The organism is Tenacibaculum sp. TB-56, assembly GCF_059716275.2.
In genome coordinates, this window is record NZ_CM201367.1 from 2,323,529 (window position 1) to 2,343,306 (window position 19,778).

A 19,778-nucleotide genomic window follows, 5' to 3' on the forward strand; every position below is an offset into this window, starting at 1 on the left:
TTCGGATTTTTTTTATAACTCTATTTTTACATTGTATTTTTCTAGATCTTCAATGTAATCTTCAGCAACAAAATTATCGCTATTAAATTCTTCTTGTCGTTTCTTTTTCATTTCTAAACGTTTTATAGCTTCTAAAAAACGACGCATTTCTTTTTCATTGTTAATAATGATTCCAGGAACAGTTACTTGTTTGTTTTCATCACTTTTAGCAACCATAGTAAAGTAAGAAGAGTTACAGTGTTTAACCTTACCAGTTTGTATGTTTTGTGATTCAACACGAATACCTACTACCATAGAGGTTCTTCCTACATAATTGATAGAAGCTTTCATGGTAACTAATTCACCAACATCTATCGGGTTTAAAAAATCAACTGTATCTACTGATGCTGTAACACAATAGGTTCCAGAGTGTTTTGATGCACAAGCAAAAGCTATTTGATCCATTAGTTTTAAAATGTATCCACCGTGAATTTTACCACTAAAATTGGCATGAGATGGAAGCATTAGCTCAGAAATGCTAATGCGAGTGTCTTCTATATTTCTAAAAATATTATTCATTATCATTGTTTAAACCTCTAAAATGAGGAGATTGTTCTTCTTCAACATGTGTGATGAAATATTTGGTATCACCAAGCCAAAAGAACTTACCAAAACGTTCTTTGTAAGTAACTTTTACATAGCGACCTTGGTATTTTTGAAGTTTATCAATAACTTCTTTTTGATTATCTTCAACTGAAAAAGCAAAAATTTGAGCACCAGAAATTCCTTGGCTAATTTCTCCTTCCCAAGTTTTTACAACTACACCTTTATAACTAATTTTTATGAGCTCTCCTGAGCGAACTCCTTCGCTATAAGGAACAAAATAAATAAAAGCATAGTATGACGCCGCGATAAGAGCAATACCAATTAAAATTAGGCCTAAAATTTTTTTCATAGTGTTTAATTGAAGAATGTATAATAACAAAAGTAAGATTTATATTTTGACTTGTAAAATGAATTGAAAGTGGTAAGTTTGTGTTGCTTCAAAAAATGATAATTATGAATTATATTTTATTTGATGGTGATGTGCGTACTGCTTTATTGCCATTTACATATACAAGACCCGTAGCAGATATAAGAGTCGGAATTTTAACCATTAGAGAAAAGTGGGAAAAATACTTGGGTTTAACAACAACCACGGTAACCGAAGAATATTTAGAAGAGAAATATCCAATGGTTGAAATGGAAGAAAATGTATTGTTAAATGCTTCTTTTTTACCAACAAAACCTTTGGTTGAAATGGTAAAGAATTTACAAGAAAATCAAGCGATATTTAAAGGAGAAGATGTTATAGCTTTTTTTACTTCAGATAATCAAGAAGAAGTAGACTTTTCTTCTTACGAGCATATAGAGTTTGAAGATGAGATTATTCAAATTAAAAATACATGGGATATTTTTTCTTTAAATGATAAGGCTATTCGTGCTGATTTTGATTTAATTACTGAAGGAAGAAAATCGCAACCAATTCCTGAAACAGTTAATTGTATTAATAGAGATGATATTTTTGTAGAGAAAGGAGCAAAGTTAACTTTTGCTACTTTAAATGCTTCAACAGGTCCTATTTATATTGGTAAGAATGCTGAAATTATGGAAGGTGTTGTTGTACGCGGAGCGTTAGCAATGTGTGAACATTCAGTGTTAAAATTAGGAGCGAAAATATACGGAGCAACTACTCTTGGTTAGTCATAGTAAAGTAGGAGGAGAGGTGAATAATTCTGTGTTATTTGGATATTCTAACAAAGGGCATGATGGGTTTTTAGGAAATTCAGTTTTAGGAGAATGGTGTAATATCGGAGCTGATAGTAATAATTCGAATTTGAAAAACAATTATGCTGAAGTTCGTTTATGGAATTACGAAACGGGTCGTTTTTCTAAAACAGGATTACAATTTTGTGGTTTAATGATGGGAGATCATTCAAAATGCGGAATCAACACCATGTTTAATACTGGTACTGTTGTAGGTGTTTCAGCTAATATTTTTGGTAGTGGATTTCCAAGAAACTTTGTTCCGTCGTTTAGTTGGGGAGGAGCATCAGGTTTTACAGAATATAAAACGAATAAAGTTTTTGAAGTAGCCGAAGTGGTGATGGAAAGACGTGGTATTGTGTTTGATGATCAAGAAAAACAGATTTTAGAACACGTTTTTGAAGAAACAAAACAATATAGAAATTATTAACATCAAAGGTCTTACTTTTTAGTAGGGCCTTTTTTATTAAAAGCTAACGCGAAAAACAATATTAGGTGTCATTCCTAAAGAAACTTTGTCAACTTGTTCTTGTTGGTATTCAATCTCATTATCTGAATTTATAATAGGAATGGCATTATAAGTTCTACTTAAGATATTTTTTTGATTATAAATATTTAAAACAGATACTCCTAATTTACCTTTCCATTTTTCAGAAAAATTAAACGTGTAAGTCATAGAAGCGTCTAAACGATGGTAATTAGGGAGTCTTAGAGCGTTAATATTATCTGTATCTATATAAACAACCGGAAAACCATTATCGGTTACATAAAAATCTCTTAAAGCAGTATAAGGATTTCCTGTTCTGTAAATCCAACCTAAAGAAAATTCATAAGCGTTTAATGTATAGGCATGAGACCATGAAAAATAATTTGTGATATCATGATTGGCAGGAAAATACTTGTTTTCTAAATCTAAAAATTTAAACCTGTTTTTGGTGTATGAATAGTTAACCCAAGTTCTGTAATTATTAATTTTTTTATTGATTAATATATCAATACCATATATTTTACCTATTCCGTCAGAAAAATCGTCGGTCTGATCGTTATAACCGCTCGTTAGCGAGGTCATACCAGTAACTTTTTTGTAGTAAGGTTCAATATCTATTTTCCAATTATCTTTATTAAAAAGAATACCAGAAGAAAATTGTAAACTTTTTTGAAGAGGAATATCGTCGTTGTTTACCTGCGCCCAAATTTGGTTTTCCAAGTCAAATCCTAAACTAGAGGATTGGAACTCTATAATTTGACTAAGTGTTTGATGTTTTTGTTCAAAAGAGGCTTTAAAGCTAAAGTTGGTGTTTAATTTTTTTTCAAGATATATTCTAGGTTCTACAACGAATTTATTAATTTTTGAAAAGTAGTTGAAACGTACACCAGTATTTATGTTCCAATTATCAGAGTCGTATAGGTATTCTCCAAAAATAGAATGAGTATCGTTAGAGCTTTTATCATCTTGTTGAGAGCGATATTGATTTTCTCCTTGTAGGCTGTATGAGTATTTTAAATCATATTCGGCATCTGTAGAGGTATAATCATATCCTAAAAGTATATTAGTTTTATTGTTAAGAGAGTAGTTTACATTATAAGAAACTCCCACATCATTTAAAGTATTGCTTTTACTTGAAAATTCAACAAGGAAATCTTCGTAGTAGCTATAATTGGCATTGTAGTCTAATGTAAAAGTAGAAAAATACCCTTTTACGTTATGAGTTGTTGTTTCGCTAGTTTTCTTTTTCCAATTAGCGCTCATGCCAGTGTTCTTAATGTTTATTTGGTCATTGTACTTGTCTTCATAATCAGGAACACTAAAATCATTGTACATTTTATTTTTAGTATGTAAAAAACTAAACGTTAACGATTCTTTTTCAGAAGGATTAGTGATGAATTTTGCGGTGTAATCTGAAAAATTAAACTCATTATCTCTACTAAACTTTATGTTTTTATCAATAATATAATTTTCTTGATTGTTATTATATGTTTGAAATACTCTTGTAGATAATTTATTAAAAGTAAAAGTCTTTAAAATATTAGAATATGAGCTTCGAGCGGAAAAAGATAAAGCAGTTTGCTTTGATAAAGGAACGTTAATAAAAGCATCAGCATGTGTCATATTTAAGCCAAAGCTTCCAGTAATTTTTTCAGGAATTTCTTCAGAAGTTTTTATATCGATTACTCCAGAAACTCTATTTCCATATCTAGCACTTGTACCACTTTTAGACAGCATAACTTCTTTGGTAGTGTATGGATTAAAAGCAGAAATCATTCCGAAAAAATGACCTAAATAGTACGTTTTTATACCATCCCAAAGTACTAAGTTTTGATTAGGAGTTCCTCCTCTAATATAGATTCCTGCTGCAGTTTCATCAGGACTTTGAACTCCAGGAATAATTTTTAAGCTTTCTAAAACATCAGGTTCGGTTAAACCAGGCAGTACTCCAAGCTGCTTAGGTAAAAGAGAAATAGCTCCATTTTTCTTTTTGTTAATTCCAGAGGTTATATAGTTGGTAACAAGAATTTCGTTAAGAAGCGTATAATTTTCTTCACTAAGAGTCGTATTTTTTGTAATATAATAGTAGCGCTCGTTTATTTTTTTAAAAACAAAGGAAGTTTGACGCTCAATTTCCCCCAAGAGATATACTAATTCACAGTTTTTTTGTGAAAACGAAAAAATATCTTTTTGAATTATTTCAGGGTTATACGAAAATTTAACCCTAAAATTAGCTTCCGTTTGTTTTAGAACGTCTAATAAAGGAGTGTTTATAAAAGAAATGTCTATCTTTTCCTGAGAAAAAATAGACATTGCTAAGCATATAAAAAGTATACTTAATTTTATATTCATTAATTATATGTCAATATAACAGTACTATTTTTTGCTAATTTATAAGAAATTTTCATAGGAGCAAAAACAGTTTGTAATGCTATATTAACATCTTCATGTGTATAAGTACCTGTAAATCGTTTTTCGGTATCTATTTTTGAAGAATCAAACTTTAAGTTGAATTGGTTTTCTAATGCTTTAATTACTTGGTATAAGGGAACATTAGTGAAAGAACTTTCGCCTTTTAACCAAGAAGGGCTATCTGAATTAAAAGTCCATTTTTCAGCTTTTTCATTATAATTTCTGTAAGCTTTTCCTAAGGTTAAAATAGTTTCATCATTGCTTTTAGAAGTAACTTTTACTTTTCCTTCGTAGCATAGAACTTCAAAATAATTTTCAGAAGTATTAACTGTAAATTTAGTTCCTAAAACTGTAACGTTACCCTCTGAAGTGTTTACAGTAAAAGATTTACCTTTTTCAACTTCAAAAAAAGCTTTACCTTTTAAAGATAACTCTCTATTACTATCCCACATGTATTTTTTGTAGCTAACAGTAGAGTTAGGAGAAAGATGTACAGTTGAATTATCTGGTAAAGTTATAGTTGAATACTCTCCGTAACTTGTAGAGATGTCATTTGTACTATAATTAAAGTAAAAAAAGCTAAGTAGCAAAGCTATAGTAGCAACAGCGCCGTACATCCAATTAGGAATTAATTTCACGACTTTTTTATTTGCCTCTTTAGGCTGTAGTTTGTTTTGAATTTGGATAAGCGCTTCTTTCTGATTATAATCAGGAGTTTTTAACAACTGAGAAGAATCATCAATGGCTTTAAATTGATGATAAACGTCAGATTGTTGAAATTCTTCCAGCTCTTTAGAGGAAAGCTCATTGGCTATCCATCTAGCTAAAAAAGTCTCATCTTTATAATTTATTTTCATTTCCTATTATTCGTGCTATTTGTATTAAAAACAATTAAAAAACTAATTACCCTACTACAAAAAGTATTTTTTATTACACTTTACCTATTTGTTCTTTTAAAGTAAGTAATGCCTTACTCATTCTTTTCTCTACAGCCTTAACAGAAACACCAACTATTTCAGCAATTTCACTGTATTTTTTCTTATCTATTCTGCTTAGTAAAAAAACTTCTCGCTGCCTTTCAGGAAGGTCGGCAATCGCTTTTTTTAATTTTTTATGAAACTCTTCTTCTTCCAATAAATACAGAGGAGTCTCTATAGTTGTATTATTGGTGACATTTTGCTTTTGATATTCCAATACTACTTTTTTATGAGCCACTTCATTTAAAAAGTGATTGTTTGCCACGGTATATAAAAAAGATTTAGCTTTTTCAAAAATTACTTTAGCGCAATTGTTCCACAATTTTATATAGGCTTCCTGCACGATATCTTCAGCTTGCTGAGTATCGCCACATTTATAGTAGATATAATTTCGTAAGGTTTGTGAATGTTTATTGAAGACTTCTTCAAAATTCTGTTGTTCACAAACAGATTTTAAGGGCTCTTTATTCATTAGATTAATTTCCTAATCAATAACAAAAATATAAAAATGTTACAAAGAGGTTTGCTAATTGTTAATATAACTTAAAAATAGGTAGTTTTTTATGAGCTTTTTCATAGTGTGGAGTTTTGGTGTAAATCCAATACAGTTGCGTTTGTGGATTTTTGGCAAAACTCTCATCTGTGCTTAGCTTTTCTTCAAACTGTTTTTTTATTGAAGGATTTTCTTGTAAAAAAACTTCAGCAATATCTTCAAAAACATAGGCAGAATAGCCTTCTTTTTGTAGTAAAATAGTATCGAAGAAATTCCAGTTGAAGAAAGAATCTACAGCTTCGGCTTCTAAGGTTTCTAAAATATAGCGAATACCTGTTTGATTGGTAGGAATATAAATATCTCCTTTGTTAAAATTAATTTGTTGATTCTCTGTTTTGATAACTTCAGTATTGTAATGTAAATAATGACCTTCGTAAGCAGTCTTTCGAGTTTCAAAATTTTTGATGTGCTGTATTTCTACCGTTAAAACAGTATCATTCTTAAAACGAGTAAATTCAATATTGTTATTTTGTAATCGTTCCACAACTTTGTGCCAACCTTGTTCTAAAATATAAGCTTTAGGTATCTTTACTTCTTTTGTTGGGATATAATTGTTGTAATATGAAATTTCTTTAGTGTAAGGCTTTGTTCTGTCATAAAATAAACGCTTTCCGTTAGTAACCTTACTGTCTATAAAAGTTCCTTCATATCCTTTAAAATTAAGTGTAGATGGATTCTCTTTATCAACTGTAAAAGCAATTGGATATGTTTTTTTATTGATAATTTCCTGTACAGCATTTTTACGTAACTCTTTTATCTTATTACTGTTTTCTTCGGAAAAATCTAATGTTGAAAATAGTAGTTCATAAGTTTGTTTTACACGTGTTTTATAAGGTTTAAGCATGTGTGTTTCTACCATTAAACCTAAGGTGTTGAATAGGCTAGTGTACCCAGTAGAATATCTTGGAGAATCAAAAAATTGAGACCAACCACTTTCAGGAGTTGTTCCCCAAACATTTACATACGGGGTTATGATAATATTTTTTTGAGCTAACGATTGTTCAATCTCAGGGCGCATTTTGGTTTCAATGAACTCTCCTAATTTTCCACCTAATTGATTGTGTTGTGTAAATAGATGGGTAATAGCATATTGATAGTCGGCGCCATTGCTTACATGATTATCAATAAAAACATCTGGATTTACAGTGTGAAATATTTCAGCAAAGGTTGCTGCATTCTTAGTATCTTGTTTAATAAAATCACGATTTAGGTCATAGTTACGCGCATTTCCTCTAAAACCATACTCTTTAGGACCATTTTGATTGGCTCTAGTATGTGAGTTTCTATTTAAAGCTCCACCAATATTATACACAGGAATAACACAAATCAAAGAGTTTTTATACTTGCTTTTTAAGGAGTCATTCTGAACAATATCTCGTAATAATAGCATTGAAGCATCTATCCCGTCAGATTCTCCAGGGTGAATTCCGTTATTAATTAAAACTCTGTTTTTTGAAGAGTTCTTAATTTGATTGATGTTTGTTTTTCCACCTGTATTAAAAACAGCTAAGTGTAAAGGTTTACCAATATCTGTGGTGCCAATTTCAAATAAAGAAATTTCAGAATACGTCTCAGCCAAATTTTTATAGTAAGAAATTACCTCTTGATAAGTAGGGGTTTCTGTTCCGTTTGATGTTTCAAAAAGTGTTGTAAAATCTTTTGTTTCTTTTTTAGACTCTTGTTTACAAGCAACAATAATTAGTAGTAATAATAATACAGCTAGCTTTTTCAATGGATAATATTTTAAGTGTTTAGAGGAAACCTAGGTAATTAAACCTTTGGCTATCGCCCTGCGATTAAATTCTAACAGCATCAGGAACCAGACCTGTGTAATCTCCTTCGTTTCGGATAACGTCACGAACAATAGAAGATGAAATGTAACTTTTACCAGAAGAAGTCAGTAAGAAAACAGTTTCAATTTCTGAGAGTTTTCTATTGGTATGGGCAATTGCCTTTTCAAACTCAAAATCTGCTGGATTTCGTAAACCTCTTAAAATAAATTGAGCATTTTGCTCTATACAAAAGTTTACGGTAAGTCCGCTGTAAGTTAGTACCTTTATTTTAGGTTCATGCTTAAAAGTTTCTTCAATAAAGCGTTTACGTTCTTCTAAAGAAAACATATATTTTTTATCAGCATTTACACCAATAGCGATGATTAGTTCATCAAAAAGTGTAACACCACGTTCAATAATATCTACATGTCCTAAAGTGATTGGGTCGAAAGATCCTGGAAAAATTGCTCTTTTCATTTTTAATTAGTTGTTTAAAGCCATTTCAATAGCATTTCCAAATAACTCAGTTAAAGAAATACCAGCATGATTGGCTTGTTGTGGTAAAATACTTGCTTCTGTTAATCCAGGAACAGTATTCATTTCTAAGAAATGAGGAACGTCATTTACCAGAATATATTCAGAACGTGAAAATCCACTCATATTTAAAATTTCGTACACACGCTTAGCAATATCATTCACACTTTTTTCTTGAGCTTCTGTTAAACGCGCTGGAGTAATTTCTTGCGATTCTCCTTCATATTTTGCTTTGTAATCAAAGAAATCATTATCAGAAACAATTTCAGTAATTGGTAATACTTTGGTTTCTCCTTTGTACTGAATTACACCCACAGAAACTTCAGTTCCATCTAAAAAACTTTCAATTAATATTTCTGAATCTTCCTCGTAGGCTTTTTCAATAGCAGGAACTAATTCTTCTTGTGTATATACTTTAGAGATTCCGAAGCTAGATCCCGCACCGTTAGGTTTTACAAAACAAGGTAATTCTACTTTTTCAATAATAGCATTGGTGTTAATTTCATCTCCTTTATTTAAATAAACAGAAGTCGCAGCCGGAATTCCATATTCTTTTACTACGCTTAATGTGTCTCGTTTATTAAAAGTTAATGCCATTTGATAGAATGGGGCAGAAGTATGTTTTAATCCGATAAGGTTAAAATATGCTAAGATGACTCCGTTTTCACCAGGAGTACCATGAATGGCATTAAAAACAGCATCAAAAGTGATTTTAGTTCCATCAATTTCAGCAGAAAAATCATGTTTATTAATAGGGTGTTCATTTTCATTATCATCAACCATAACCCATTTATCTTTTAAAATATGAACTCTATACGGATTGTATTTTTCTTTATTAAGATGTTTGTAAACTACATTACCACTTTTTAAAGATATACCTACTTCTGAGGAATATCCTCCCATAATAATAGCGATGTTTTTTTTCACTTTATTTATATTTCAATTACTGTTTTGTTGTTGTTTTCTTAAAATCCCAATGTAGGATTATACAAACTTACCAAAAAAACTCGTTTAAGACTTGTTGATTTGAAAATAGTACTATTTTTACTGTACATTTGTGCGATCTTACAAAAAAATGATATGAGTAATTTAACAGAAAAGTCTGGAGGTTTATTTCAATTTATTAAAAGTAAATCTTTTTTAACAAACGTAATTATAGCAGTTGTAGCAATATTTATATTCGTATTCGGACTACAATGGTGGCTTGGAGTAACGACAAACCACAACCAAAAAATACAAGTGCCAAACTTGCACAAAATGTCTTTAGATGAAGTAACACAAAAGCTAGATGAATTGAACTTAGATTTTGTAGTGATTGATAGTGCTAGTTATAATCCTGAATATCCTAAAAAATCGATTATTGAGCAAGATCCAGAAGCGGGAGATTTTGTAAAAGAAAAACGTAAAATATATTTAACACTAAATCCGTCTAAGTATCGAGATGTTGTAATACCTGACTTAAATGGACGCACAAGACGTCAAGCAACTACACATTTACGTTCTATAGGATTCAAAGTAGGAAGTAATGTTACTTGGGTGCACGATATAGGAAAAGATGTAGTTCGTGGATTAAAACATAACGGACAAAAAATAGAACCAGGAACAAAATTACCAAAACAAACAACCATCGATTTAATTTTAGGAGATGGTAACGGAAACTAATTTTAATATTGATTGATGCAGGAAGAGACGACTCCAGATTTTGAGAATGATGATTTATACGAACACCATCGGTTTGTAGCTACTGATGGTCAAGTACCCTTACGAGTAGATAAGTTTTTAATGAATTTTATTGAAAATGCTACTCGAAATAAAATACAACAAGCAGCTAAAGCAGGAAATGTGTTGGTAAATGATGTTGTAGTAAAACCAAATTACAAAGTAAAACCAAAAGATGTGGTTAGAGTGGTGTTAACCTATCCACCACATGAAAATTTATTGGTTGCTGAAGATATTCCGATTGATATCGTGTATGAAGATGACGAGGTAATTGTAGTAAACAAGCCACCAGGAATGGTTGTACACCCAGGTCATGGAAATTATTCAGGAACGTTAGTAAATGGGTTAATTCACCATATAGAAAACTTACCTAAAAACTCGAATGAACGTCCAGGTTTGGTGCATCGTATTGATAAAGATACTAGCGGATTGTTAGTTGTTGCAAAAACTGAATATGCGATGGCACATTTATCTAAGCAATTTTTTGACCGTACAACCGAACGTTTGTACTATGCTTTAGTCTGGGGAAATATAGAGGAAGATCAAGGTACTATAGAAGGTAATATAGGGCGTAGTTTAAAAAATCGCTTACAAATGGATGTTTTTCCTGATGGAGAACACGGAAAACATGCAGTGACACATTATAAAGTTATAGAGCGATTAACGTATGTAACTTTGGTACAATGTAAGTTAGAAACGGGTAGAACACATCAAATTAGAGCTCACTTTAAACATATAGGACACACCTTATTTAACGATGAGCGTTATGGAGGTGATATTATTTTAAAAGGAACTACATTTACTAAGTATAAACAATTTGTAGATAACTGCTTCAAGGTTTTACCAAGACAAGCGTTACATGCAAAAACGCTAGGGTTTACGCATCCAACTACAGGAGAGTTTTTACAATTTAACTCTGAAATCCCTGAGGATATTGAAGCATGTTTGGCAAAATGGCGTACCTATTCTGAAAACTCTAAATTAGAAGAGTAAAACAGTAAGATTAATTATTTTTTTTCAACAAATTCTTAGGGTTGTGTTTTCTAACCTTAATCTTAACATGCTTAGAAGCTGGCATGTTACTTCCTGCGACTACATTATGAATAGATACTAATACATTAGTTTCAGGGAAATACGTAACTGTATTTTTTTCGGGAATAGGGTATTCAATAATAATGAAAAGTGGAGCAACGCGCTCGGTATTATTGTCATAGTTGAATAAATCTACTTTATCGCCTGCTTTAAATCCAGCTTTTTCTATATCTTTTTTATTCATAAAAATTACACGACGCTCGTTATATACTCCGCGGTAGCGATCATCTAATCCGTAAATAGTGGTGTTAAACTGATCGTGTGTTCTTACAGTAGCCATTAAATATTCATCGTCGGCAAGTGTGTTTTGAGGTAATTCAGTTATAGAAAACGGAACACGGTCTCCAAATTCTTTTGTTTTAAAGCTTCCTTCACGAGCACCGTTAGGTAGGTAGAATCCACCTTTTTGTTTTACACGAACATTGTAGTTTTCAAAACCAGGAATACATTTTTCAATATCATCTCTTACAGCATCATAACTGTTCATGTAACGATTCCAATCAACCACACTTTTGTTTCCTAAAGTAGCTTTTGCCATTTTACATACGATATGCGTTTCGTTGATTAGTTTATCCGAAATTGGCTGTAACATTCCTCTTGACCATTCTACAATTCCCATTGCATTTTCGGTACTTACATGTTGTAATTCACCATTTATAATATCTGTTTCACTTCGGGAAATTGTAGGTAAAATTATAGATTCTTTACCGTGAATTAAATGGGTTCTATTAAGTTTAGTAGAAACAGAAACAGATAAGTCCAGTTGTCTTAATCCGTTTGCTGTATAGGTAGTGTCAGGAGTAGCTGATAAGAAATTTCCACCCATGCTAAAGTGTACTTTTATTTTTCCTTCATTCATTGCTTTTATGGTGTCAACCACATCATAACCGTTTTCTCTTGGCGGATTAAAACCAAAAACTTCTTCAAGTTTATCTAGTTGTTCTTGCGAAGGGTGATTATTGATCAACATTGTTCTGTTTCCTTGCACGTTACTATGTCCGCGAACAGGACAAGAACCGGCTCCAGGTTTACCGATACTTCCTTTTAAGAATAATAGGTTTAAAACTTCTTTTAAAATATCAACTCCGTTAGGTTGTTGGGTAAGTCCCATTCCCCAGCAAATAATGATTCTATTTTTATAAGCTAACATTTCTGCAGCTTTACGGATATCTTCTAATGAAACACCAGAAGCTTTTGCTAGCTCTTCAAGGTTATAGTTTTCTATTTGTTTGATTAGTTCTTCATAACCAACCGTTTTATTTTTAATAAAATCTTGATCAAAAACTTTTCCAGGGGTTTCCTTTTCAAAACATAATAGTAATTGTTCAATTGCTTTTAGAAGGGCTAAATCTCCGTTGATTTTTACAGGAAGATACAAATCTGCGAGTTGAACCCCTTTTCCTAAAATACCATTTACTTTTTGAGGATCTTTAAAGCCCATTAAACCAGCTTCAGGAAGCGGATTAACAGCGATGATTTTAGCTCCGTTCTTTTTCCCTTTTTCAAGAGCACTCAACATTCGTGGTGAGTTTGTTCCAGGGTTTTGCCCGATAATTATTACAATATCAGTATCGTAAAAATCGTTTAAAGTAGCAGTTCCTTTTCCAATACCTGTTGTTTGAGCTAAGGCAAAACCAGAGGTTTCATGGCACATGTTAGAGCAATCAGGAAAGTTGTTGGTTCCGAATTCGCGAACAAAAAGTTGATAAACAAATGAAGCTTCATTACTTGTTCTTCCTGAGGTATAAAAAGCTGCGTTATTAGGAGATTCTAATTTGTTTAAGTGTTCGGCAATTTTGCTAAAAGCATTATCCCAAGTTATAGGCTCGTAGTGGGTACCGCCTTTAGGAAGGTACATAGGTTCAGAAAGGCGACCTAAGTGTCCGATTTCATAATCAGTTAGTTGAGATAAATCATGCACAGAATTTTGTTTGAAAAAATCTGCAGTAATTCTTTTACTAGTGGCTTCTTCAGCTAAAGCTTTGGCACCGTTTTCACAGTATTCAGCAATAGGAGAACGTTCATCATCAGGATCAGGCCAAGCGCAACTAGGACAATCAAAACCATCAAATTGATTCATTTTAAACAAGGCTTTTCCACCTCTAATCAATGCTTTATCGTTTATTAAGCTTTTTATAGCGTTCGTAACTCCAGGAATACCAGCAGCCCAATCTTTTGGTTTACCAGTTCTTAGACTTAATAACTTATACGGTGGTTCAGCAGCAGAAGCTTGTTTTTTAGGTTTATTCTCCATGATTTCTCTGTTATCTCAAAAAGATAAAGTTAAGAAAAAATAAAGGAGACTGTAGTAGGTTGAGTGATTTTGTAGTTAGTTTGGATAATATAACCTAATAATAGAATTAACTTTTAAGAACTACTTTTTTAAGCAGTTTCTTTTTCTTTTTTGAGGTTTTTAAAAGTCGGATAAGATTGTTTATTCCAATAACAACTAAGATAGAAATACAAGCAGCTGTTCCTAATGCACCTCCATAACCATTAAAAAAATCAGGACTAACCGTATATATGAATCCGAAAACTATTCCAGCGAAAATAATTGAAATATAGTTTCGAGTAAGCTTTCCAGAGGTCATTCCAACAAAAGAAGCACCAAAAAATACCCAAGGAATTTGGTTGGTTATATCTTTTGGAAATAACTCAGGAAAAAGGAAGCATACACCAGCAACAATAAGTGTTAATAGGGCAGAGGCTCTAACTGAACCTTGTTTGTATTTTGTGCTTACTAAAAAGGTTAAAAAAGCTCCGAGTATGCTTGTTAAATATATTGATATAGTAGTTAGCATTATGATAGAATTAACAATAATAATGATGAGATAACAACGCTACCAAAAGCAAGAGTACCTAGTTTACCACCAACTCCATGAAACAGATTTTTTGAAAACATATAAAAGATACCAGCTATCATACCTGCAATGAGTATAAAACTATAATCGATTGCAACGTGTTTTTGTGACATTCCTACAAAACAACCACAGTACATGGCATTAGGAATATTTTGTAAAACCTTAGATTTTTTATTCAAATTGGGTAAAAAAGAAGCGATTGTTCCAATAAGTGCTGCAGCTAAAACAGAATTTAAAGGAGTGAAAAGGTGCAAATAACTTGTAAGTAGCGCACCAGCGATAACAAAAATCATTACATAGAAAGGCTCAAAATTTACTTCTTTAATTTTAAAGAATTTTATGTAGGTGTAAATTATGAGTGCTGTAATAAGTGTTGTTAACGATATTACCGTAAAAACATTTTTATGTTCTAGCAATAACGCAGTAATAAATGCGAATTGAGTAAGAACTAAAAAGATGATTGAAAAAAAGTGAAAATATTTTTGTCTCAAACCTGAGTAACGCTGCTTTTAAAATAGAGTTGCAAATTTACGACATATACAGCGATTTCTCAATTAATTTCCTTGAATTCTAACCCAAAGATCATTTACAAGTTCTTTAGCTTTTTCTATGTTTCTAGGAGCTTCATCAATAACCACTTTATTATCTTCTTCAGTTATTTTAAAACTAAAAGCAAATTGTTGAAAATTCGGAGCTACACTAAGCAGTCCGAAGCGTAAATCATTTAAATAAAGCGCATTGTTTTTTTCTGAAATAGTATACCAACCTTTGGTGATTTTTATAAGTCGTTTTACAGAAACATCATCTTTATAATCACCCAGTAAATGATGATTTTTAGGGTAGGAGTAAAACTCAATCGGTTTGGTGTCAAAAAAAGAATAATAGCCAATCAGATATGCATCGTCAGTTTCTACATTTGCAGACCATAAAACAGTGTTAAAAGGTGTAGGTTTGGTTTCTATTTCTTTATAAACTATTCCTTGTTCTTTTAAAGCATGCGCAAATTTAGTAAAGGTAATTCCTTTGATAACAATAGTGATTGCCATGTAAGAACTACTAATTATAAGTCCCAGGTTGTTATACTTTCTCCTTTTTGCTGTTCCTTTCCGTTGAAACATTGCCATTAACAGGAACACTAAGAAAGGTAATGTGTATAGAGGATCAATTACAAAAATGTTTTTAAAAGCCAATCGTATGTCGAGAGGCCAAAAAAGTTGAGTTCCCCAAGTGGTATGTGCATCTAGAATTGGGTGCGTAATAAATCCCCAAAACATAAGTAGTGCCCACTCTTTTGTGGAGGCTTTTTTCTCATACAAGGAAATAAGCCAACCGAAAATCCACCCAAAAATGATTGCAAAAAAAACAGAATGTGTAAAACCTCTGTGTATTTCTAGAGCAGTAACAGTATCGAAAAGTTTTCCAATATATACATCTAAATCAGGAATTGTACCAGCAATAGCACCATAAAACATTGCTTTATTACCAACTTTTTTTCCTAATACAGCCTCTCCAACTGCAGCACCCAAAACAATTTGCGTAAGTGAATCCATAAAGCAAAAATACTTATAAAATTATTAGTAAATAGAGCTATAATATTCATCAACCCATTCCTTAGAATATTTATTATATAGGTCGTTAAGAAGTAGTTTATTTGCTTCGGAAGTTTTAAAGTCTTTATAAAAACTACCAAGAACCCAAACAGTTTCTCTAGGTAAATCGGTTTTATGATACTCTAAAAGAACTTGTTTTGAAGTTTTTGAAGAGTCAACCAATAGTAGAACCAAGGCTCCAGCAGTTTCAAAATTGAATTTATTAAAGAAAGAAGTCATTTTTTGAGCCCTTTTTAAAAGTATAGGATTTTCTAAGAAAAGAGAAGCTTTTAACTTTCTTCGTAAACTAGGATAACTCGTATAAGAGTTAACTTTGATAACAAAATTTAAATTTTCTAAAAACTCATTATACTTTGTGTTGTATAGGTTTTCTGTGTCATTTAGTGAGTTCACACCAAAGAGTAAATATACCGTACTAGGTCTTAAAACATTAATATTATATCCCTCACCAAGAGATGATAGTGTTTTTTCAATTCCTTTTAAGAAAAGGGGGTAATTGTCTTCTCTTACTTTTACTATAATTCCCAACGTAGAGGCGTGAAAATAAACATCAATTATTTTTTGTCTGTCAATTCCCTTTAGGGCTTTTGTTAATGTTGCGTTGATATCATAATGACGAGAAGGATAAAATTGACCTTGAAATTTATGGTGTAAAGCTTCATTTTCACTTTCGATAAAAAGATCAATAATTTTACTTGTAGTAAGTTTTCCTACGGATTGATATTTTTTTTCTTGTAATTTTATTTTTTTGTCTTTTTTCATGAATATAAATTGAGTCTAGGACTAGTAAAATTATAAACTCCGTCGAAATGATAATAATCTGTTTTATAAGCGTAGTTAACCGCTATAAATTTGAAGATTTAAGCTAAATTGAAGTTGTAATCAAAACAAGGAGTTTGCTTAAAACTCCTTGTTGAGGTAATAGATTTTTAGATTTAAAGCTGCTCGAAAGGAGTTACTTTTAAAATTTCAACTTTTTTATTTCCTTTTTTAAAAGGCCAGTCAATAATATCACCTTCTTTATAGCCAACAGTGGCTAAAGCCATATCTGAAAGGATTGAAAACTTTCTTTTTTGAAGTTTAGTTTTATTTGTAGAAACAAAAATGTATTCTTTTTCTTGTTGGTCTGAATGGTCTAAAATTAAGACTCTTCTGTTTACGGTAACTACATCCTCAGGAAGTTCTCTTCGTCTTACTTGTTTAGCGCCTTTTAGTTCTGCTAGTAAGCGGTTTTCTTCTTCAAGAGTTACTTTTTTTCTTCTAACGTGGTCTTTTTTATAAGATCGTATATACCTGTGGTTACTATAATATTTTTTGTCATTATTTTATAATTATTGATGAATAGAAATAAACCATCGCTAGGTATTAAAAAACACCTAGGATTTAGTTTAAATTAATTAAAACTAAAGTTGTCCCTACCTTTAAAATGGGTAGGGCTTAAATAATAAACTCTTTAGAATTTTTTAAAAATATATCATCAAGCAGGTAGCGCAAAGAAGCAATTAGCTTTTGCGCAAAGTTTTTTTGAAATGTAAATATTGCAGTCATGTATCATTTACACTTAGAGAATACAAATTTACTGCTTATTTATTGAATTAAAAAGTGGTATTCAAACTCCCTAATTTTCTTTGTTTTTAAAGAGAATGTGAGGTTGTTTAAAAAGAGATGATTTTTATAAAACTGAAAACAGCTGTCTTTTTAATTAAAGGAAAATAAATTTTACTTCCCGATACAGAAATTCCCAAAAATATGACCTAAGATATCTTTATCTACATCATATTCACCAGTAATATTTCCTAAATGACGTAAGCACTCACGAATATCAATGGCAAATAAGTCAGAAGAGATATCTAAATCAATTCCATTTTTAACGGAGTTGATACTTTCCAAAGCTAAAGTCAACGCTTCAAAATGACGAGAATTGGTAACAATCGTTTCGTTATTGCTTAAAGCACCAGTATTTACTAACGAAATAAGCTCTTGTTTTAATTCATTAATACCGATATTTTGTTTAGCAGAAAGTAAAATTAGGTTTTCAATCTCTGATTGTAAAATAGAAGAATCATGACAAGACAACGTATCTATTTTATTAGCAATAACCAATAAACGTTTGTTAGGAAAACGCTGTTGTATGGTTTCAATTTCTTCTAAAAATAAGTCTTTAGAGTGTATATACTTATTGGAGTCAATTAAAAATATGATTAGTTGCGCATTTTCAGCTTTTTCATACGCTTTTTTAATACCAATGTTTTCAACTATATCTTCAGTTTCTCTAATACCCGCAGTGTCAATAAAACGGAAAACAACACCATCAATAATTAGTTCATCTTCAATCGCATCACGAGTAGTACCTGCAATATCAGAAACAATTGCTCTTTCCTCATTTAAAAGTGCATTTAGTAAAGTTGATTTACCAACGTTTGGCTCTCCTATAATAGCAACAGGAATTCCATTTTTCATGGCGTTTCCAAAAGCAAAAGAATCGATTAAGCGTTTTAAAACTGATGAAATTTTAGCGACTAATTCTTTGAATTTAGTTCTATCAGCAAACTCTACATCTTCACCTGAAAAATCAAGTTCTAATTCAATTAAAGCGGCAAAATCTAATAATTGAGCACGTAATTCTTTTAATTCATTGGTAATTCCACCACGCATTTGCTGAATTGCCATTTGATGCGAAGCAGCGGAGTTTGAAGCAATCACGTCAGCTACAGCTTCCGCTTGCGATAAATCCATTTTACCATTTAAAAAAGCACGCATGGTAAATTCACCGTTATCAGCCATTCTACAACCATTTCGTAAAAAAAGTTGAATAATTTCTTGCTGAATAAAGCTTGAACCGTGACAAGAAATTTCTACAACATCCTCACCTGTATACGAATGTGGGTTCTTAAAAATAGATACTAAAACTTGATCAATAACAGTTTCATTATTTACTATATGACCTAAATGTAGTGTATGAGATTTTTGGTCGCTTAGCGACTTATGGTGTTTAATAGATTTAAAATATGAGTCAACTATTTTTATTGAATTTTCTCCAGAAAGTCTAATAACAGCAATAGCACCAACACCTGCAGGTGTAGCTAAAGCAATAATTGTATCGTTTTGTATCATGTTACAAAATTACCTAATTATAAAAGAAGTTTGTTAAAATATTTTAGTTCTGTTTTTTTCCTTTACTGCTTAAGGTAAACCCCCCTTTTTTTAATTTGGGTTTTTTGAATCTAAAAATTAACACTACTTTTATCCTAAAGTTTTTAGAACTTTAAAAACGTTAATCCCTCAAAATAATACAATTCCCAATCAGTATTATTTTATTTTCCTCAAAATTTTTATTGTATACCCATTGTGTATTATTGATGTATTACATTCTTGTAATACTCAGAAATGCGTACCTCTTAATTACCCCCACTTTAGATTAGATATACAATCTTTGATTGTTTGTATTAGTAATAATTAAAAACAAGTGATATGAAAAAAAATACTATTCAAAAATTATTGTATTTATTCTTTTTATTCAGTGGTTTAACCCTATGGTCACAAGGTTTAACTGAACTTTCAGTAATTTCTCATAGTGAAAAACCAGACTATGAAAGAGTACACATACATAAATTAAAAATTAAGAATAATAGCTCAGTAGAAAAAAGGTATCGTTTTTCTATAAATAACATACCTTGTAAAAATCAAAAGAATATAGAAACTGTATTAGAGTACTCATTACTGGATGAAAAAAAGAAACCTATTACAGGAGCATTTAAAGTACTACCTAAAAGAAGTAAAGCACTTTATTTAAAAATTACTAAACCTTACAATATCAACTTAGGAAGTTGGAATTGTGTAGAGTTTCTAGTAAATGACCTTCAAGAGCAAATGTCAATGCAAAAAGCAGCAGTCTCTAGTAAAATTATTATAAAAACATACATACCCAATCAAAGTAATGACAATTAGACTATTTAGATAAGATTGTTATTATTAA

The 19,778-nt window shown here is 31.2% G+C and carries 17 protein-coding genes and 2 pseudogenes; 4 read left to right on the forward strand and 15 right to left on the reverse strand.

Annotation, left to right across the window (positions count from 1 at the left end; genetic code table 11):
* Positions 1-12: 12 nt before the first annotated feature.
* Positions 13-558, reverse strand: a complete 546-nt coding sequence (locus AC3VI6_RS11215; RefSeq protein WP_299002282.1) for an acyl-CoA thioesterase — start codon at positions 556-558, stop codon at positions 13-15.
* Positions 551-934: a DUF8785 domain-containing protein gene (locus AC3VI6_RS11220; protein ID WP_497706241.1), complete on the reverse strand. Its 384-nt coding sequence runs from the start codon at positions 932-934 to the stop codon at positions 551-553. Before AC3VI6_RS11220 ends, AC3VI6_RS11215 begins: the two co-directional genes overlap by 8 nt.
* A gap of 104 nt (positions 935-1,038) precedes the next feature.
* On the opposite strand from AC3VI6_RS11220, the pseudogene AC3VI6_RS11225 reads away from it, so the two are divergent.
* Positions 1,039-2,215, forward strand: a pseudogene (locus AC3VI6_RS11225) (GlmU family protein).
* Between the two features lie 36 nt (positions 2,216-2,251).
* Here the strand turns inward: AC3VI6_RS11225 and AC3VI6_RS11230 are convergent.
* The 6 genes from AC3VI6_RS11230 to AC3VI6_RS11255 all read right to left on the reverse strand — a co-directional run bounded on the left by AC3VI6_RS11230 (position 2,252) and on the right by AC3VI6_RS11255 (position 9,447).
* Positions 2,252-4,624, reverse strand: coding sequence for a TonB-dependent receptor plug domain-containing protein (locus AC3VI6_RS11230; protein WP_497706242.1), 2,373 nt, complete (start codon positions 4,622-4,624; stop codon positions 2,252-2,254).
* A complete protein-coding gene (locus AC3VI6_RS11235) occupies positions 4,624-5,541 on the reverse strand; it encodes a FecR family protein (RefSeq protein WP_497706243.1) in 918 nt (305 codons plus the stop codon). Before AC3VI6_RS11235 ends, AC3VI6_RS11230 begins: the two co-directional genes overlap by 1 nt.
* Before the next feature lie 73 nt (positions 5,542-5,614).
* Positions 5,615-6,133 (reverse strand): RNA polymerase sigma factor, encoded by a 519-nt coding sequence (locus AC3VI6_RS11240; RefSeq protein WP_497706244.1) that lies wholly within the window; start codon positions 6,131-6,133, stop codon positions 5,615-5,617.
* A 61-nt stretch (positions 6,134-6,194) separates the two neighbouring features.
* A complete protein-coding gene (locus AC3VI6_RS11245; RefSeq protein ID WP_497706245.1) occupies positions 6,195-7,946 on the reverse strand; it encodes a M14 family metallopeptidase in 1,752 nt (583 codons plus the stop codon).
* Between the two features lie 64 nt (positions 7,947-8,010).
* Positions 8,011-8,463 carry a pantetheine-phosphate adenylyltransferase gene (gene coaD, locus AC3VI6_RS11250; RefSeq protein WP_274634514.1) on the reverse strand — a complete coding sequence of 151 codons (453 nt, stop codon included), beginning with the start codon at positions 8,461-8,463 and terminating at the stop codon, positions 8,011-8,013.
* A gap of 6 nt (positions 8,464-8,469) precedes the next feature.
* Positions 8,470-9,447, reverse strand: a complete 978-nt coding sequence (locus AC3VI6_RS11255; protein ID WP_497706246.1) for a D-alanine--D-alanine ligase — start codon at positions 9,445-9,447, stop codon at positions 8,470-8,472.
* A 153-nt stretch (positions 9,448-9,600) separates the two neighbouring features.
* Between AC3VI6_RS11255 and AC3VI6_RS11260 the strand changes: the two genes are divergently transcribed.
* Positions 9,601-10,182, forward strand: coding sequence for a PASTA domain-containing protein (locus AC3VI6_RS11260; protein WP_299002262.1), 582 nt, complete (start codon positions 9,601-9,603; stop codon positions 10,180-10,182).
* Positions 10,183-10,197: 15 nt separating this feature from the next.
* On the forward strand, positions 10,198-11,232 hold the full coding sequence (locus AC3VI6_RS11265) for an RluA family pseudouridine synthase (RefSeq protein WP_497706247.1): 1,035 nt from the start codon (positions 10,198-10,200) through the stop codon (positions 11,230-11,232).
* Between the two features lie 10 nt (positions 11,233-11,242).
* Here AC3VI6_RS11265 and AC3VI6_RS11270 read toward each other — a convergent pair whose 3' ends face one another.
* The 7 genes and pseudogenes from AC3VI6_RS11270 to mnmE all read right to left on the reverse strand — a co-directional run bounded on the left by AC3VI6_RS11270 (position 11,243) and on the right by mnmE (position 18,916).
* Positions 11,243-13,585 (reverse strand): FdhF/YdeP family oxidoreductase, encoded by a 2,343-nt coding sequence (locus AC3VI6_RS11270; RefSeq protein WP_497706248.1) that lies wholly within the window; start codon positions 13,583-13,585, stop codon positions 11,243-11,245.
* Positions 13,586-13,691: 106 nt separating this feature from the next.
* The gene (locus AC3VI6_RS11275) at positions 13,692-14,132 is read right to left on the reverse strand and encodes a hypothetical protein (protein ID WP_497706249.1); all 441 of its coding nucleotides are present in this window, start codon (positions 14,130-14,132) and stop codon (positions 13,692-13,694) included.
* Positions 14,132-14,608, reverse strand: a complete 477-nt coding sequence (locus AC3VI6_RS11280; RefSeq protein ID WP_497706250.1) for a hypothetical protein — start codon at positions 14,606-14,608, stop codon at positions 14,132-14,134. Before AC3VI6_RS11280 ends, AC3VI6_RS11275 begins: the two co-directional genes overlap by 1 nt.
* Before the next feature lie 138 nt (positions 14,609-14,746).
* Complete coding sequence (locus tag AC3VI6_RS11285; protein ID WP_497706251.1) at positions 14,747-15,742, reverse strand: metal-dependent hydrolase; 996 nt, start codon at positions 15,740-15,742, stop codon at positions 14,747-14,749.
* Between the two features lie 24 nt (positions 15,743-15,766).
* The gene (locus AC3VI6_RS11290) at positions 15,767-16,564 is read right to left on the reverse strand and encodes a hypothetical protein (protein ID WP_497706252.1); all 798 of its coding nucleotides are present in this window, start codon (positions 16,562-16,564) and stop codon (positions 15,767-15,769) included.
* A gap of 173 nt (positions 16,565-16,737) precedes the next feature.
* Positions 16,738-17,123, reverse strand: a pseudogene (locus AC3VI6_RS11295) (GreA/GreB family elongation factor).
* Positions 17,124-17,521: 398 nt separating this feature from the next.
* A complete protein-coding gene (mnmE, locus tag AC3VI6_RS11300; RefSeq protein ID WP_497706253.1) occupies positions 17,522-18,916 on the reverse strand; it encodes a tRNA uridine-5-carboxymethylaminomethyl(34) synthesis GTPase MnmE in 1,395 nt (464 codons plus the stop codon).
* Positions 18,917-19,273: 357 nt separating this feature from the next.
* On the opposite strand from mnmE, the gene AC3VI6_RS11305 reads away from it, so the two are divergent.
* Positions 19,274-19,750, forward strand: a complete 477-nt coding sequence (locus AC3VI6_RS11305) for a hypothetical protein (protein WP_274634525.1) — start codon at positions 19,274-19,276, stop codon at positions 19,748-19,750.
* Positions 19,751-19,778 lie beyond the last annotated feature (28 nt).

Excerpts from the sequence above, each read along its gene's own strand:
- AC3VI6_RS11215 (WP_299002282.1), bottom strand. The coding sequence starts at position 558 with ATGAATAATATTTTTAGAAATATAGAAGACACTCGCATTAGCATTTCT.
- AC3VI6_RS11220 (WP_497706241.1), bottom strand. The coding sequence starts at position 934 with ATGAAAAAAATTTTAGGCCTAATTTTAATTGGTATTGCTCTTATCGCG.
- AC3VI6_RS11230 (WP_497706242.1), bottom strand. The coding sequence starts at position 4,624 with ATGAATATAAAATTAAGTATACTTTTTATATGCTTAGCAATGTCTATT.
- AC3VI6_RS11235 (WP_497706243.1), bottom strand. The coding sequence starts at position 5,541 with ATGAAAATAAATTATAAAGATGAGACTTTTTTAGCTAGATGGATAGCC.
- AC3VI6_RS11240 (WP_497706244.1), bottom strand. The coding sequence starts at position 6,133 with ATGAATAAAGAGCCCTTAAAATCTGTTTGTGAACAACAGAATTTTGAA.
- coaD (WP_274634514.1), bottom strand. The coding sequence starts at position 8,463 with ATGAAAAGAGCAATTTTTCCAGGATCTTTCGACCCAATCACTTTAGGA.
- AC3VI6_RS11260 (WP_299002262.1), top strand. The coding sequence starts at position 9,601 with ATGAGTAATTTAACAGAAAAGTCTGGAGGTTTATTTCAATTTATTAAA.
- AC3VI6_RS11265 (WP_497706247.1), top strand. The coding sequence starts at position 10,198 with ATGCAGGAAGAGACGACTCCAGATTTTGAGAATGATGATTTATACGAA.
- AC3VI6_RS11270 (WP_497706248.1), bottom strand. The coding sequence starts at position 13,585 with ATGGAGAATAAACCTAAAAAACAAGCTTCTGCTGCTGAACCACCGTAT.
- AC3VI6_RS11275 (WP_497706249.1), bottom strand. The coding sequence starts at position 14,132 with ATGCTAACTACTATATCAATATATTTAACAAGCATACTCGGAGCTTTT.
- AC3VI6_RS11285 (WP_497706251.1), bottom strand. The coding sequence starts at position 15,742 with ATGGATTCACTTACGCAAATTGTTTTGGGTGCTGCAGTTGGAGAGGCT.
- AC3VI6_RS11290 (WP_497706252.1), bottom strand. The coding sequence starts at position 16,564 with ATGAAAAAAGACAAAAAAATAAAATTACAAGAAAAAAAATATCAATCC.
- mnmE (WP_497706253.1), bottom strand. The coding sequence starts at position 18,916 with ATGATACAAAACGATACAATTATTGCTTTAGCTACACCTGCAGGTGTT.
- AC3VI6_RS11305 (WP_274634525.1), top strand. The coding sequence starts at position 19,274 with ATGAAAAAAAATACTATTCAAAAATTATTGTATTTATTCTTTTTATTC.